13 protein-coding genes are annotated in these 15,657 nt (G+C 63.5%); all 13 read left to right on the forward strand.

Annotated elements, in window-relative coordinates; genetic code table 11:
- Positions 1-55 precede the first annotated feature (55 nt).
- The 13 genes from FGE05_RS22860 (at position 56) to FGE05_RS22920 (ending at position 15,649) form a co-directional block, all read left to right on the forward strand.
- Positions 56-940 (forward strand): LysR family transcriptional regulator, encoded by an 885-nt coding sequence (locus FGE05_RS22860; RefSeq protein ID WP_139648513.1) that lies wholly within the window; start codon positions 56-58, stop codon positions 938-940.
- A gap of 468 nt (positions 941-1,408) precedes the next feature.
- Positions 1,409-2,077: a haloacid dehalogenase type II gene (locus FGE05_RS22865; protein ID WP_139648515.1), complete on the forward strand. Its 669-nt coding sequence runs from the start codon at positions 1,409-1,411 to the stop codon at positions 2,075-2,077.
- Between the two features lie 35 nt (positions 2,078-2,112).
- Complete coding sequence (locus FGE05_RS22870; RefSeq protein WP_139648517.1) at positions 2,113-3,387, forward strand: FAD-binding oxidoreductase; 1,275 nt, start codon at positions 2,113-2,115, stop codon at positions 3,385-3,387.
- 87 nt (positions 3,388-3,474) lie between these two features.
- Positions 3,475-5,118, forward strand: coding sequence for an ABC transporter substrate-binding protein (locus FGE05_RS22875; RefSeq protein ID WP_139648519.1), 1,644 nt, complete (start codon positions 3,475-3,477; stop codon positions 5,116-5,118).
- 45 nt (positions 5,119-5,163) lie between these two features.
- Positions 5,164-6,120 (forward strand): ABC transporter permease, encoded by a 957-nt coding sequence (locus tag FGE05_RS22880; RefSeq protein WP_139648521.1) that lies wholly within the window; start codon positions 5,164-5,166, stop codon positions 6,118-6,120.
- Complete coding sequence (locus FGE05_RS22885) at positions 6,117-6,992, forward strand: ABC transporter permease (protein WP_139648523.1); 876 nt, start codon at positions 6,117-6,119, stop codon at positions 6,990-6,992. The genes FGE05_RS22880 and FGE05_RS22885 overlap by 4 nt, the downstream gene beginning before the upstream one ends.
- A gap of 1 nt (position 6,993) precedes the next feature.
- The gene (locus tag FGE05_RS22890) at positions 6,994-8,838 is read left to right on the forward strand and encodes an ABC transporter ATP-binding protein (RefSeq protein ID WP_139648525.1); all 1,845 of its coding nucleotides are present in this window, start codon (positions 6,994-6,996) and stop codon (positions 8,836-8,838) included.
- Positions 8,835-9,143 carry a (2Fe-2S)-binding protein gene (locus FGE05_RS22895; RefSeq protein ID WP_041020269.1) on the forward strand — a complete coding sequence of 103 codons (309 nt, stop codon included), beginning with the start codon at positions 8,835-8,837 and terminating at the stop codon, positions 9,141-9,143. The genes FGE05_RS22890 and FGE05_RS22895 overlap by 4 nt, the downstream gene beginning before the upstream one ends.
- Positions 9,125-10,501 carry an NAD(P)/FAD-dependent oxidoreductase gene (locus tag FGE05_RS22900; RefSeq protein ID WP_139648527.1) on the forward strand — a complete coding sequence of 459 codons (1,377 nt, stop codon included), beginning with the start codon at positions 9,125-9,127 and terminating at the stop codon, positions 10,499-10,501. The genes FGE05_RS22895 and FGE05_RS22900 overlap by 19 nt, the downstream gene beginning before the upstream one ends.
- Complete coding sequence (locus FGE05_RS22905; RefSeq protein ID WP_139648529.1) at positions 10,498-11,655, forward strand: FAD-binding oxidoreductase; 1,158 nt, start codon at positions 10,498-10,500, stop codon at positions 11,653-11,655. Before FGE05_RS22900 ends, FGE05_RS22905 begins: the two co-directional genes overlap by 4 nt.
- Positions 11,652-12,809 (forward strand): acetylornithine deacetylase, encoded by a 1,158-nt coding sequence (argE, locus tag FGE05_RS22910; protein ID WP_139648531.1) that lies wholly within the window; start codon positions 11,652-11,654, stop codon positions 12,807-12,809. Before FGE05_RS22905 ends, argE begins: the two co-directional genes overlap by 4 nt.
- Positions 12,810-13,071: 262 nt before the next feature.
- Positions 13,072-14,529, forward strand: a complete 1,458-nt coding sequence (locus FGE05_RS22915) for an NAD-dependent succinate-semialdehyde dehydrogenase (RefSeq protein WP_139648533.1) — start codon at positions 13,072-13,074, stop codon at positions 14,527-14,529.
- A 40-nt stretch (positions 14,530-14,569) separates the two neighbouring features.
- The gene (locus tag FGE05_RS22920; protein WP_139648535.1) at positions 14,570-15,649 is read left to right on the forward strand and encodes a tartrate dehydrogenase; all 1,080 of its coding nucleotides are present in this window, start codon (positions 14,570-14,572) and stop codon (positions 15,647-15,649) included.
- Positions 15,650-15,657 lie beyond the last annotated feature (8 nt).

A 15,657-nucleotide genomic window follows, 5' to 3' on the forward strand; every position in this document is an offset into this window, starting at 1 on the left:
AGGCGTCGTGAAGTCATGGTTCAATGCGGTGTCATCAATCATTAAGTTGAACTGAATGATCAGCATCGAAGACCTGCGAATGGCCGCGACACTGGCGCGTTGCGACTCTTTGAGCGCGGCCGCCAGGGCATTGGATGTCTCGCCACCGGCGCTGTCCATGCGTCTGCGCAAGCTGGAAGGCGTCCTCGGGCTGACCTTGGCCAATCGCGATGCCCGGCGCCTGAGCCTGACCGCCGACGGCGAGCGTTTTTCCCGTCAGAGCGCGCTGTTGCTGGAACAGCTTGAGGCCCTCCCCGAATCGTTCAGGCGGCAGGATGATCAACTGGTCGGCACCCTGAGGCTGGCGGCGCCGTTCGGCTATGGGCGCCAGCGCCTCGCGCCGTTGCTGGCGCGTTTCGCCAGGTTGCATCCGCAGCTGTGCCTGCACCTGGATCTGCGGGAAACGCCTTGGCCGGATCGGCATGACAGCGACGCGGTGATTCACATCGGCAACCTCAGCGACAGCCAGTGGGTCGCCCGGACCCTCACGCAAAATGATCGGTGGCTGTGCGCGAGTCCCGCCTATCTGGCGCTGAACGGCACGCCGTCAGCGCCCGAGCAACTGGCTGATCATCGTTGCATTTGCATTCGCGAAAACGACGAGGACGTCACCCTGTGGCACTTGCGTAAAGATCAGCAGCACAAGACGCTGCGGATCAAACCGGCTTTATTGAGCAACGATGGCAGCGTGGCGCGGCGTTGGGCAGAAGAAGGGCTGGGGCTGGTGCTGCGTTCGCAGTGGGATGTCAGCAGGGCCATCGCCGACGGGCGGCTGGTACGGGTGCTCGCCGATTGGCAATTCGACAGCGCCCCCATCAACCTGCTGGTGCCTTCGCGCAAAGTGCGCAGCGCGCGGGTCCAGGCGTTGGTCAGCTTCCTGGAAGCTGAGTTGAAAGCCTGATCGAAGGCAGCGCCATGCTGTCTTTTGACAGTGCTACCGCCATCGCGAGCAGGCTCGCTCCCACATGGAATTCTGGGAGCCATCGCGCTTTGTGATCCAAGCCAAATCCCTGTGGGAGCGAGCCTGCTCGCGATGGCGTCAGCCCGTTCGACAAAGATGCTGAAACGCCCCCGGTTCCTGCGCAGATTCTGCCGCAAACAGCTTGCCGCCGTGCCGTTTGGTGCACCAGAACTGCCCGCAAACCCACTGAAACATGGGCGCAACGCCCGTGCCTGGAGCATCCCGCAAAGTCTGCTGAGGGAGCCCCGCAAAACGGTGGTTTGTACCAAGCCGCCACTATTTTTAACCGATTATCCACGGTCTCATGGTGTTGTAATGAAAATGTGATGCAGCGTTGTGCCGGTGCTTAACGAATGGCGCCGATGCTTGCCACGTTCATGCCTCCAACAACCATTCAGGACCGCACCCATGAGCTTTCTTCGACCCAAGTACATCACCTTCGATTGCTACGGCACGTTGACCAACTTCCAGATGGGCAGCATGACCCGCGAGCTGTTCGCCGATCGTGTCGATGCCGGGCAGATGGATCAGTTCGTCAAGGACTTCGCCGCTTATCGCCTGGATCAAGTGATGGGTGACTGGCGCCCCTATGATGAAATCATCAAGACTTCCCTGGCCCGCGTCTGCAAGCGCTGGGGTGTTGAGTATCGGGGCGAAGGTCAGCTCTACTACGACGCCGTGCCGACCTGGGGCCCTCACGCCGATGTGCCGGCGGGCCTGTCGAAAATCGCCGACAAGATCCCCCTGGTGATTTTTTCCAACGCGATGGACGAGCAGATCATGTCCAACGTCGACAAGCTCGGCGCGCCTTTCCATAAAGTTTTCACCGCCCAGCAGGCACAGGCCTACAAGCCGCGCCTGGCGGCCTTCGAATTCATGCTCGATAACCTCGGCTGCGGGCCGGAAGACGTGTTGCACGTATCGTCCAGCTTCCGCTACGACTTGATGCCTGCCCATGACATGAAGATCAAGAACAAGGCCTTTGTTGCCCGTGGTCACGAGCAGCCGGGCAACGCGATCTATGGCTATCACCAGATTCCCGATATCGGTGGGTTGGCCGCTCTGGTCGGGCTCTGAGACGCACGCACTTTCCAAGGCGAAAGGGGTTAGACATGGGCAGTGAGTCCTATTGGCTCGATACCGCACCGGCCTTCACAGGTGCTCAACTCGGCGGGTTGCCGAGGCAGGTCGATGTCGCCGTCGTCGGTGGCGGTTTCACCGGGCTGGCGGCCGCCCGTGCCCTGGCCCTGAAGGGGGCCAGCGTGGCGGTGCTGGAAGCGGGACGGGTGATTGGCGAGGCGTCGGGGCGTAACGGCGGGCATTGCAGCACCGGCGTCGCCCAGGATTACGCGGCGCTCACCGCCAGTCTCGGCGCCGATAAAGCGCGGGCGTATTACCAGGCCTACGAGAGCGCCGTGCAGAGCGTCGTCGCGCTGGTGGAACAGGAGGGGATTGCCTGCGACCTCAAGCGCAACGGCAAGCTCAAACTCGCCGCCAAGCCGATGCACTACGAAGGATTGGCACGCACCTGTGAGTTGATCCGCAAGGAAGTCGATGCCGAGGTCGAGCTGCTGTCCGCCCAAGAGACGCGGGCGGAGGTCAAGTCCGACCAGTTTCATGGCGGCCTGCTACAGCGCAATGGTGTGCAGATGCACATCGGGCGCTTTGGCGTCGGCTTGGCCGAGGCCGCCGCGCGTCACGGCGCGTTGATTTTCCAGGGCGTGGCCGTCAAGGACTGGAAGGCCAGCGCCGGTGGTTATCAGGTCAACACCAGCAAGGGAACACTGCACGCTTCGCAGGTCTTGCTGGCGACCGGTGCCAGTCAGCATGGCGGCTTGGGCTGGTATCGGCGGCGAATCGTCCCAGTGGGCAGTTTCGTGATCGCCACCGAGGTGTTGCCCCAGGCGCTGATCGACAGCTTGCTGCCGGCGCGCCGCTCCTATGTCACCAGTCGCATGATCGGCAACTACTTCCGCCTGACCCCGGATAACCGTCTGCTGTTTGGCGGGCGTGCGCGGTTTGCCATGTCCGACAGTGTTTCCGATGCCAAGAGCGGCAAGGTGCTGCAGGCGGCGATGGTGCGGATGTTCCCGCAACTGGCCAACGTCAGGATCGACTACTGCTGGGGCGGATTGGTGGACATGACGTCCGACCGGTTGCCCCGGGCCGGCCAGCATGGCGGGGTGTATCACTCCATGGGCTACAGCGGCCATGGCGTGCAGATGTCGGTGCACATGGGGCAGGTCATGGCCGAGGTCATGGCTGGCAAGGCTGAGGCCAATCCGTGGCGCGAGCTCGACTGGCCGGCGATTCCCGGGCATTTCGGCAAGCCCTGGTTCTTGCCGCTGGTAGGCGCGTATTACCGCCTGCAGGACTATCTCCACTGATTCATATGACGTTGTTTTTACGTTTCATCCACGTTGCGTCAACCGTGCGCAACCGAGCCCTTACCATGAGCGAAAGGTAGAACTGACATGACTGACACTAAGAGCAGCATTGATAGCCAGTTGATTACCGGTACAGACAGTCTGCGTGTTTTTGAAGGGCTCAATCGGGGCATGTCGCGCCGTCATGCGCTGCAGATGCTGGGCTTGGCCGGGGTGGCCGCGGCAGGGGCCGGCAGCCTGTTCGGCGCCGCTGGCAAACTGCTGGCCGACGAAACCGCGAGCCCTGGCAAGGGCAAGCCGGGTGGGCGCATTCGCGTCGCCGGTATTTCCAGCTCCACCTCCGATACGCTGGATCCGGCCAAGGGTTCATCCTCCACGGACTACGTGCGCCATTACATGTTCTACAACGGCCTGACCCGTTTCGACAGCCACATGGTGCCGCAACTGGAGCTGGCCGAGCGCATCGATACCACTGACGCCACGCTCTGGGTGATTACCCTGCGCAAGGAAGTGACGTTTCACAACGGCAAGGGCCTGACCGCCGCTGATGTGGTGTATTCCCTGTTGCGACACAAGGATCCGATTACCGGATCCAAGGTCCTGCCCTTGGCCGAGCAGTTTGCCGAGGTCAAGGCCAACGGCACCCATGAAGTGCAGATCCGCTTGAGTGGCCCGAATGCCGAGCTGCCATCGATTCTCGCTGTTTCCCATATGCTGATCGTGCCCGAAGGTACCAGCGACTTCAGCCAGGGTGTCGGTACAGGTCCGTTCAAGGTCAAGGAGTTCAAGCCGGGGGTGCGGTCCATCGGTGCACGCAACACCAACTATTGGAAACCCGGTTTGCCGTACCTGGACGAGATCGAGTTCATCGGCATTGCCGACGAGCCGTCCAGGGTCAACGCGCTGCTCTCGGGCGACGTGCAGATCATCAACGAGGTCAACCCTCGCTCGACGACGCGCATCAAGGACAGCACCACCCACCGGGTCGTGGACTCGCCGTCGGGTAACTACACTGACTTGATCATTCGCCAGGACCAGATGCCCGGGCAGAACCCGGAATTCACCGAAGCCATGAAGCTGCTGCTGGACCGGGAACAGGTCAAGTCGGCGATCTTCCGCGGGTTTGCCCGGGTCGGCAACGACCATCCGATTGCCCCCGGTTCGCGTTTCCACAATGCCGACCTGCCGCAACGGACCTACGATCCGGAGAAGGCTCGCTTCCTGTTGAAAAAGGCCGGCATGGAAAGCATCAGCATGCCGGTAATGTGTTCGCCGGCTGCCACCGGTTCGGTGGACGTTGCGGTGCTGCTGCAGCAATCGGCCAAGGAGGCTGGGCTCAAGCTCAACGTCAACCGTCTGCCGAGCGACGGCTACTGGTCCAACCACTGGGCCAAGCATCCGTTGAGCTTCGGCAACATCAACCCACGGCCCAACGCCGACATGCTGTTCTCGCAGTTCTTCCAGTCGACGGCACCGTGGAATGAGTCCGGTTGGAAAAATGCCCAGTTCGATCAGCTGCTGATACAGGCCCGGGGCGAAACCGACGAAGCCAAACGCGGCAAGATGTACGCCGACATGCAGACCCTGGTGCATGATCACTGCGGTATCGGCATCCCGGTGTTCATCAGCAACATCGATGGCGTCGACCAGCGCGTGAAGGGCTATGGCACCAACCCGCTGGGCGGCTTCATGGGCTACATGTTCGCCGAGCAGGTCTGGCTGGACGCTTGATGAGCGTCGGTGTTTCGCTGGCTGACAGTGCACGAGGATAGGGCGATGAATAGCAACACACTGTGGTTGATCGGCCGGCGCTTCGGTGCAGCGATCGTGACCCTTCTGATTGTATCGATGGTGGTGTTCGCCATCACGGCGGTATTGCCGGGAGACGCGGCACAGCAGGCCCTCGGACAATTCGCCACGCCAGAGCAGGTCGCGGCGCTGCGCGTGAAAATGGGGCTGGATCAGCCGGGTGTGTTGCGTTACCTGCACTGGCTGACGAACCTGCTCAGCGGCGACCTTGGGGTGTCGGCGTCCAATGCCACGTCGGTTGCGGAACTGATGGCGGGACGGGTACCCAACACCCTGATGCTGGCGATCGCGACGGCGCTGGTGTCGGTGCCGCTGGCGCTGGTCCTGGGCATCGGTTCGGCCATGGGCCGCGGCGGTCGCATCGACGGTTTCGTGAGCTTCTTCACGCTGATGATGGTGGCTGTGCCGGAGTTCCTGGTGGCCACCCTGGCGGTGCTGATTTTCGCCGTGAACCTGGGCTGGCTTTCAGCGCTGTCGTATTCCAGTGAAATCACTTCGCCGTTGCAATTCATGCGGACCTACGCCTTGCCAGTGATGACGTTGTGTTGCGTGATCGTTGCGCAGATGGCACGCATGACCCGGGCGGCGGTGATCGATCAACTCGACAGTCCTTACGTGGAAATGGCCCGTCTCAAGGGCGTGAGCCCGGTGCGGGTGGTGCTGCGTCATGCGCTGCCCAACGCCATCGGGCCCATTGCCAATGCCATTGCCTTGAGCCTGTCGTATCTGTTGGGCGGCGTGGTGATCGTCGAGACGATTTTCAACTATCCCGGCATCGCCAGCCTGATGGTCGATGCCGTGACCAACCGTGACATGGCGTTGGTCCAGGCCTGCACCATGCTGTTCTGTACCGCATACCTGTCGCTGGTGTTGATTGCCGACCTGTGCGCGATCCTTTCCAATCCGAGGCTGAGAAACCAATGAACAATCCCATTGTGAAATCCCCGACTGCGGCGGTAGCACTGGCATTGGGCAAAGACGCTCATGGTTCGTCCTGGCTTGGGCTGATCGGTGCCGTGATGTGTGTCATGTGGTTGCTGGTGGCGATTTTCGGCCCCTGGCTGGCACCCCACCCGGTGGGGGAAGTGGTGTCCGACAATGTCTTCGACGGCTTCAGTGCCGCTTACCCGCTGGGCACCGACTACCTGGGCCGTGACATGCTCAGCCGGATCCTGGTCGGCGCGCAATTCACCGTGGGCCTGGCGTTGGTCGCCGCGGTACTGGCGAGCGGGCTGGGAACCACTTGCGCGTTGCTCTCGGTGGTTTCACCGAAGTGGCTGGACGAACTGATCAGCCGCCTGATGGACGCGTTCATTTCGATTCCGAGCAAGATGCTGGCGTTGATCATGGTTTCGGCGTTCGGCTCGTCGGTGACCTTGCTGGTGTGCACGGCGGTACTGAGCTACACCCCGGGGGCGTTCCGTATCGCCCGCAGCATGGCGGTGAATATCGAGGCCCTGGAGTACGTGCAAGTGGCCCGCACCCGTGGCGAGCGTCGGCTGTACATCGCCTGCGTGGAAATCCTGCCCAATATGCTCAACCCGGTGCTGGCGGACCTGGGCCTGCGCTTCGGCTTCATCGTGCTGCTGCTCAGCGGCATGAGCTTCCTCGGCCTGGGCGTGCAACCGCCGGACGCCGACCTCGGCTCCCTGGTGCGCGAGAACATTGGCGGCCTTAACCAGGGCGCGCCGGCCATCGTGATTCCGGCACTGGCCATCGGCACCCTGACCATCGGCGTGAATCTGTTTATCGACCGCCTGTCTTCGCGGCGCAATCGACGTTCGGGAGGCCATTGAGATGAGCGAATTGATCCGAGTCGAAAACCTGCGGGTCGTCGCCGGTGACGAGCGCGGCGAAGTCGAAATCGTCAAGGGCGTGAGTTTCTCCCTGGAGAAAGGCGAAGTGCTGGCGCTGATCGGCGAGTCCGGCTCCGGCAAGACCACCATTGCCCTGGCACTGCTCGGTTACGCACGGCGCGGTTGTCGCCTGGCCGGCGGCAGCGTGCGCATCGGCGAGCATGACATGCTGGCCCTCGGTGAAAGCGAGTTGCAAGGCTTGCGCGGCAACCGTGTCTCGTACATTGCCCAGAGCGCCGCCGCGGCGTTCAACCCGGCCAAGAAGCTGATCGACCAAGTGGTCGAAGGCGCGCTGATCCATGGCCTGGGCAACCGGGCCACGCTCGAAGCCAAGGCCATCGGGCTGTTCCGGGACCTGGCGCTGCCGAACCCCGAACGCATCGGCCAGCGCTACCCCCATCAGGTTTCCGGCGGCCAGCTGCAACGGGTGATGGCCGCCATGGCGTTGATCAGCGATCCTTTGCTGGTGGTGCTCGATGAGCCGACCACGGCCCTCGACGTCACGACCCAGATCGACGTGTTGCGGGCCTTCAAGCGGGTCGTGCGCGAGCGTGGCGCGACGGCGGTCTATGTGTCCCACGACCTGGCGGTCGTCGCGCAGATGGCCGACCAGATCGTCGTGCTCAACGGCGGGCAGATCTTCGAGCAGAGCGCCACCGCGCCACTGCTCAAGGGGCCGGCCCACGAATACACCCGCAGCCTGCTGGCGGCGGCGCGGCCGGACACGACGATTCGTCCACCCTGCGGCGTGGCCGCGGACACGCCGCTGTTGACGATCCAGGGCCTGACCGCCGGCTATGGCGACAAGGACCGTCGCGGGATGCCGATGATCCGCGTGCTCGAGGACATCGACCTGACTGTGCGCCGGGGCCAGGCCATCGGGGTGATCGGCGAATCGGGGTCGGGTAAATCCACCCTGGCGCGGGTGGTGGCGGGGCTGTTGCCACCGGCTCTTGGCGGGTTGACGTTCGATGGCCAGCCCTTGGGCGGCAGCCTGTCCGAGCGCACCGATGAACAGTTCCGGCGAATCCAGATGGTGTTCCAGAACGCCGACACCGCGCTCAATCCGATGCACAGCATCAGCACCATCCTGAGCCGACCACTGAAAATGTATTTCGGCCTCAAGGGTGCAGCGCTGCGTGAACGTATCGGCGAGTTGCTGGACCTGGTGCGCCTGCCGCGAACCCTGGCCGAGCGCCGTCCGGGCGAACTGTCCGGCGGGCAGAAGCAGCGGGTCAACCTGGCCCGCGCGTTGGCGGCCAAGCCGGACCTGATTCTTTGCGATGAAGTGACCTCGGCCCTCGATACGGTGGTGGGCGCGGCGATTCTCGAACTGCTGCGCGACTTGCGCCAGCAACTGGGGGTTTCCTACCTGTTCATCAGCCACGACATTTCCACGGTGCGGGCGCTGTGCGATGACATCGTCGTGATGTACAGCGGCCACAAGGTCCAGGAGGGCTCACGGCAATCGTTCGCCCAGGCACCGTTCCATCCCTACACCGACCTGCTGATCCATTCGGTGCCTGAGTTGCGCCAGGGCTGGCTGGAAAGCTGTGGCACGACCACCTGCGGCACGCTGCCCGCACTGGGTGAAAAGGCCGAGGCGTCGACGCTGTGCACCTTTCTCAATCGCTGCCCGGTGCGCGTCGACGGCCTGTGCAACCGCACCGCGCCGCCCCGGCGCGTCATCGAGGGTGGCAGCGAGGTGCTCTGTCATCACGACGGTGGCGAGCTGCTCAAGACGCAGCAGGATGCAAACAGCATGATTGTCGGAGCCTACGCATGAGCGCTCGTTTCGTAAGGCTGGCCGAACAGGGCCGGCCCGTCGTCAAACTGACCGTGGATGGCGTCCCCGTCGAGGCGTTGCAGGGCGACACGTTGATGGTCGCGCTGCTGACCCACGGCCCGGCGTTGCGCCAGTCGGAGTTCGATCCGGGCAGCCGCGCCGGTTTCTGCCTGATGGGCGCCTGCCAGGACTGCTGGGTCTGGACCCGCAGCGGCGAACGCCTGCGTGCCTGCTCCAATGAAGTCCGCGAGGGCTTGGACATCATCACCCGGCAACCGGAGGCAATATGGCCACTGCGCGGATAGCGATAGTCGGTGCCGGGCCGGCGGGCATTCGCTGCGCCCAGACGTTGGTCGCGGCGGGCTTCAGGCCGGTCCTGATCGACGAAAACCGGCGCGACGGCGGACAGATCTACCGCCGCCAGCCCGAAGGATTCACCCGTACCTACACCACGCTGTACGGCACCGAGGCCGAGAAGGCCCGGGACCTGCACGACAGTTTCGACCGTTTGCGCCTGCAGATCGACTACCGTCCGGACACCCTGGTGTGGAACCTGACACCGGGGCAACTGTGTTGCGTCAGCCAGGGCGAACATTCGACGGTGGATTACGACGCGCTGGTGCTTTGCACCGGCGCCACCGACCGCCTGATGCCCATCGAAGGCTGGCAGTTGGGCGGCACCTACAGCCTCGGCGGCGCGCAGATCGCGTTGAAGGCCCAGGCGGTTTCCATTGGTCACCGGGTGGTGTTCATGGGCAGCGGGCCGTTGCTCTATCTCGTTGCCAGCCAATACCTCAAGGCCGGTGCCAATGTGGCTGCGGTGCTCGACACTTCGCCCTTGGGCAAGCGTATCAAGGCCCTGCCCAAACTCATGGCGCGTCCCCGTTTATTGTTCACCGGCATGAAGCTGCTGGCGCAGTTGCGCCAGGCGAAAGTCCCGGTGCACCTGGGTATTTCACCGCTGCAAATACTGGGGGAGGCGGACAGTGGTGTCAGTGGCGTGCGTGTGCGTACCGCGGGTGGCGTGACGCTGACGGTGGATTGTGACGCCGTCGCCCTGGGGTATCACTTGCGTCCGGAAACCCAGTTGGCCGATCTGGCTGGCTGTGTCTTGCGTTTCGACGAGGTATCCAGCCAGTGGCTGCTGGCGACGGATGAGGACGGGCGAACCTCGGTCAGCGGTGTCTATGCCGCCGGCGATGGTTCGAGCATCCGTGGCGCCGATGCCGCCGAATGCGCCGGTCGTCTGGCCGCCCTGGCGGTGCTGAGCGATCTGCAGCAGCCGGTGGATGCCGCCCAGGTCACCGAGCAGCGCCAGGCGCTCAAGGTGATGGACGCGTTTCGCCTCGGTCTGGCCCAGGCGTTTCCCTGGCCGGCGGCGCAAGCCAAGGCATTGCCGGACGAGGCCATTGTCTGCCGTTGTGAAATGATCACCGCTGGCGAGCTGCGGCGCACCGTCAGTGAAAAGGGCGCCTGCGAAGTCAACCGGGCCAAGGCCTTCAGCCGGGTCGGCATGGGCCGGTGCCAGGGGCGCTATTGCGCCCAGGCCGGGGCCGAAGTGATTGCCGCGGCGGCCGGTGTCGACGTCCGGGAGGTCGGCCGCCAACGTGGCCAGGCGCCAGTCAAGCCGCTTTCGATGCTCACCCGGGAGGTGACGCCATGACCCAGAACAAGGCCGATGTGTTGATTGTCGGCGGTGGTGTGATGGGCGCGGCGTCAGCATTTTTCCTGCGCCAGCGAGGGCAGTCGGTGATTCTGCTGGAACGCGACCTGATCGGTCAGTACGCCAGCGGCGTCAACTTCGGCAACGTTCGGCGCCAGGGGCGTTACCTCGGGCAACTGGAGCTGGCGAATCGCTCCTTTGCCCTGTGGAAACGCTTGCCGGAATTGATCGACGATGACCTGGAGTTCATCGCCAGCGGGCATATGCGCGTGTGCTATCGCGAAGACGAGATTGCTGAGCTTGAGGCTTACGCCGCAGCCCCTGAAGCGGTGCAGCTGGATTTGAAGATCTACCGTGGCGCCGAACTGCATGAACGTTTTCCGTTCCTTGGCAAAGACGTGAAGGGAGGCTCTTATGCGCCTCACGATGGCCACGCCAACCCGCGTCTGGCGGCGCCTGCGTTTGCGCGGGCGGCCCGGCGGCTGGGGGCGCGCATCGAAGAGCGGACCGAAGTGGCCGAAGTGCAGAAGGTCAACGCCGATACGTTCAGCGTCACCACCACCGACGGTCGCCGGTTCAGCGCCGCGCGCCTGCTGATCACCGCGGGGGCCTGGGGCCAGAAGCTCTCGGAGCAATTCGGTGAGCCGGTGCCGCTGGAGACCAACGGCCCGCAGATGGCGGTCACCGAGCCGGTGCCGTATGCCTTGCCGACGGTGATCGGCGTGTACACCAAGATACCCGAAGAGGTGATCTACTTCCGTCAGATCCCCCGGGGCAACATCATCATCGGCGGTGGCTATCGCTGCAAGCCGGACATGCTCAACCGTCGGGCCCATGTCGAGCCGCGCAGTATTCTCAATCAGCTGGACCAGATGCGCCGCCTGGTGCCAGGTATCGGCAACCTGAACATCATCCGCGTGTGGAGCGGGATCGAAGGCTACCTGTCCGACTCGCTGCCGGTGATGGGGCCCAGTGGCAACGTGGATGGCCTGTACTATGCGTTCGGTTTCAGCGGTCACGGCTTCCAGCTCGGCCCGGGTGTCGGTGATGTCATGGCCGAGCTGATCAGCACCGGCAGCACCAGCACTTCCATCGAACCGTTCTCCATTTGCCGGTTCGCCTCTTCTGCCGAGCAACGGAGCAAAGCGTCATGAAACCAAGGGTACTGGCGATTCTCGAACGCCTGCTGGCATTTGAAACGGTCTCTTCGGAGTCGAACCTGGCCTTGATCGAGTATGTGCGCGAGCTGCTGGCGAGCAAGGGCATCGAGTCGCTGATCGTCAAGGACGAGAGCGGCAAGAAGGCCAACCTCTTCGCCAGCACCGGCCCCCGTGAGCAGCCGGGGATCCTGTTGTCCGGGCACACCGACGTGGTGCCGGCGGCGGGACAGGCGTGGACCGTCCCGGCGTTTCAGGCGACGCTGCGCGACGGCCGGATCTACGGTCGCGGCAGCTGTGACATGAAAGGCTTCATCGCGCTGGCCATCGACGCCATGCTCGATGCCGCCGACTGCTCGTTGAGCCGACCGTTGCAACTGGCGCTGTCCCATGACGAAGAGATCGGTTGTGTCGGCGTGCGTCGTCTGCTCGATGTGCTTCACCTGGCGCCGATCCGGCCGTTCCTGTGCGTGATCGGCGAGCCCACCAACATGCAGTTCGTGCTCGGGCACAAGGGCAAGGGTTCCTACCGTACCTACTGTCGGGGCCTGGAGGCGCACTCGTCGCTGGCGCCGCTTTCGGTGAACGCGATTCACGTGGCATGCGATTTCATCGCGGCGCTGCGCCAGAGCCAGCAGCAGTTGCAGGAGCAGGGCGCCCGGGATACGGATTTCGATGTGCCCTACAGCACCGTGCACGTCGGGCAGATCGTCGGTGGCAAGGCCCTGAACATCGTGCCGAACCTGTGCACCCTGGATTTCGAGGTGCGCAACTTGCCGGCTGACAACCTGGATCAGTTCCTGGAGCAACTGCGCGAGCGCGCCGAAATGATCGTCGGTGAAGCAAAAAAACTCTCCAGCGTGGCGGCTATCGAGATCGACACCTTGAACGTCTACCCGGGCCTGGATACCCACCCGAGCGTGGAGGCGGTGCGCTTCCTGAAAAACTTCGCCGCCCCGGACACCGGCACCGCCAAGGTATCCTTCGGCACCGAAGGCGGCCTGTTCAAACAACGCCTGGATGTACCCGTAGTGGTCTGTGGCCCAGGCTCCATCGAACAGGCGCACAAGCCCGATGAGTTCATCGAGGTCAGCCAGATGGACGCGGGCGAACGGTTTCTGGAAGGGGTGTTGGGGTCCTTGAAACTGTAAACGCCTCTTGAATCACCACCGAACCCCTGTGGGAGCGAGCCTGCTCGCGATGGCGATGTCACAGTCGACATCGTCGTTGACTGACCCAGCGCTATCGCGAGCAGGCTCGCTCCCACAAGGGTTGGTGGTGATTTTCATGTCCCGGTAGAGCCTGCCGTCCCACCCCGCAACTTCAGCATCCCGCACTGCCCAACACCCGCTTTCAGCATCCTGCGCCGCGGCATCTCCCTAGACTGGAAATACCTCGGAACAGGACACGACCATGCTCAAGACGCTATTGAAAGACCCCAGCCTGCTGGCAGAGCTCGCCTATATCGACGGTCAGTGGACCGGCGCTGACGATGCCGCCACCCTTGACGTCATCGACCCGGCCAGTGGTGAGCTGCTGGCCCGCGTACCGGCCCTGCAGGGTGTGGAGACCCGTCGTGCCATCGAGGCCGCCGAGCGTGCCTGGCCGGCCTGGCGCGCCCGTCCGGCGGCGGAGCGTGCGGTGCTGTTGGAGCGCTGGTACCAGGCAATGATCGACAACCTCGACGACCTGGCGCTGATCATGACCTGCGAGCAGGGCAAGCCGCTGAACGAAGCCAAGGGTGAAATCCGCTACGGTGCCGGTTTCGCCAAATGGTTTGCCGAGGAAGCCCGCAGGATCTATGGCGAAACCATCCCGGCGCCCAGCGGCGACCGTCGCCTGCTCACCCTCAAGCAACCGGTGGGGGTCTGCGCGGCCATTACCCCTTGGAATTTCCCCAACGCAATGATCACCCGCAAGTGCGCCCCGGCCCTGGCGGCGGGTTGCCCGGTCATTGTCAAACCTTCGGAGCTCACGCCGCTGTCGGCCCTGGCGCTGGCGGTGCTGGCCGAGCGGGTCGGGATTCCCGCAGGTGTGTTCAACGTCGTCACCGGCCTGCCCGCGGGCATCGGCGAAGAGCTGACCGGCAACCCGACGGTGCGCAAGATCTCCTTCACCGGCTCCACGGCGGTCGGTCGGCTGCTGATGCGCCAGAGTGCCGAGCACATCAAGCGCCTGAGCCTGGAACTGGGCGGCAATGCTCCCTTCATCGTGTTCGATGACGCGGACCTGGAGCAGGCCGTGACCGGCATCATGCTCAGCAAGTTTCGCAATGCCGGTCAGACCTGTGTCTGCGCCAACCGCATCCTGGTGCAGGATGGCATCTACGAGCGTTTCGCCGAACGCCTGGTGCAAGAGGTGGGCAAGCTCAAGATCGGCAATGGCCTGGAAGCGGATGTGACGATCGGCCCGCTGATCAACCCTGCGGCGGTCAGCAAGGTCGCCCGGCACATCGACGATGCGTTGAGCCAGGGCGCTCGCCTGCTCTGTGGTGGCATCCCTGAAGGTGACAGCCAGTTCGTGCAGCCCACCGTGCTTGGCGAAGCCCATGCCGGAATGTTGCTGGCCAACGAAGAAACCTTCGGCCCGGTGGCGCCGTTGATGCGCTTCACCACCGAAGAGGAGGCGCTGGCCCTGGCCAATGCCACGCCGTATGGCCTGGGCGCCTATTTCTTCACCCAGGACCTGCGTCGGTCCTGGCGTTTCGGCGAGGCACTGGAGTTCGGCATGGTCGGCCTCAATACCGGGATCATCTCCATGGAAGTGGCGCCCTTCGGCGGCATCAAGCAATCGGGCCTGGGTCGCGAGGGCAGCAAGTACGGGCTGGACGAGTACCTCGAAGTCAAGGCTTTCCACATCGGTGGGTTGTGAGCCGGTCATCGTTTGAACAGACAGCAGGGGACCAGGATTGATGAGTAAACCATTCAGAATCGCCGCCATTGCCGGCGATGGCATCGGCAAGGAAGTCTTGCCGGAAGGGCTACGGGTGTTGGAGCAGGCCGCGAAGAAATGGCAGTTGGATTTGCACATCGAAGTGCTCGACTGGGCTCACTGCGACTACTACCTGGAACATGGGCAGATGATGCCCAGCGACTGGTTCGAACAGCTCAAGGGCTTCGACGCGATCTACTTCGGTGCCGTGGGTTGGCCGGACAAGGTGCCGGATCATATTTCCCTGTGGGGGTCGTTGCTCAAGTTCCGTCGCGACTTCGACCAGTACGTGAACATTCGCCCGGTGCGACTGTTCCCCGGCGTGCCGTGTCCGTTGGCCGGGCGCGAGGCGGGAGACATTGATTTCGTCGTCATCCGTGAAAACACCGAGGGCGAGTATTCCTCCGTTGGCGGCAAGATGTTCGAAGGCACCGAGCATGAGTTCGTGCTCCAGGAGTCGGTGTTTACCCGCCGTGGTGTCGACCGGATTCTCAAGTTCGCCTTCGACCTGGCCCAGACCCGGCCACGCAAGCGCCTGACGTCGGCGACCAAATCCAACGGGATCTCCATCAGCATGCCGTACTGGGACGAACGCACGGCGCTGATGGGCGAGCAGTACCCCGAGGTGACGTGGGACAAGCAGCACATCGACATCCTGTGCGCGCGTTTCGTCTTGCAGCCTGACCGTTTTGACGTGGTGGTGGCGTCGAACCTGTTCGGCGATATCCTTTCCGACCTCGGCCCGGCATGCGCCGGCACCATCGGCATTGCGCCCTCGGCCAACCTCGACCCGCAACGACGTTTCCCGTCGCTGTTCGAGCCAGTGCATGGCTCGGCCCCCGATATCTATGGGCAGAACATCGCCAACCCGATTGCGATGATCTGGTCGGGCGCCTTGATGCTCGACTTCCTGGGGAATGGGGATGAGCGTTACCGGGCGGCCCATGACGGGATTCTCAAGGCCATCGAACGCGTGATCGCCCAAGGGCCTATCACACCGGACCTGGGCGGGCAGGGCTCGACCCAGGACGTTGGCGGGGCGATTGCTGCGGCGCTTTGAGCCCACGG

Source organism: Pseudomonas sp. ICMP22404 (assembly GCF_006227205.1).
Classification (GTDB): domain Bacteria; phylum Pseudomonadota; class Gammaproteobacteria; order Pseudomonadales; family Pseudomonadaceae; genus Aquipseudomonas.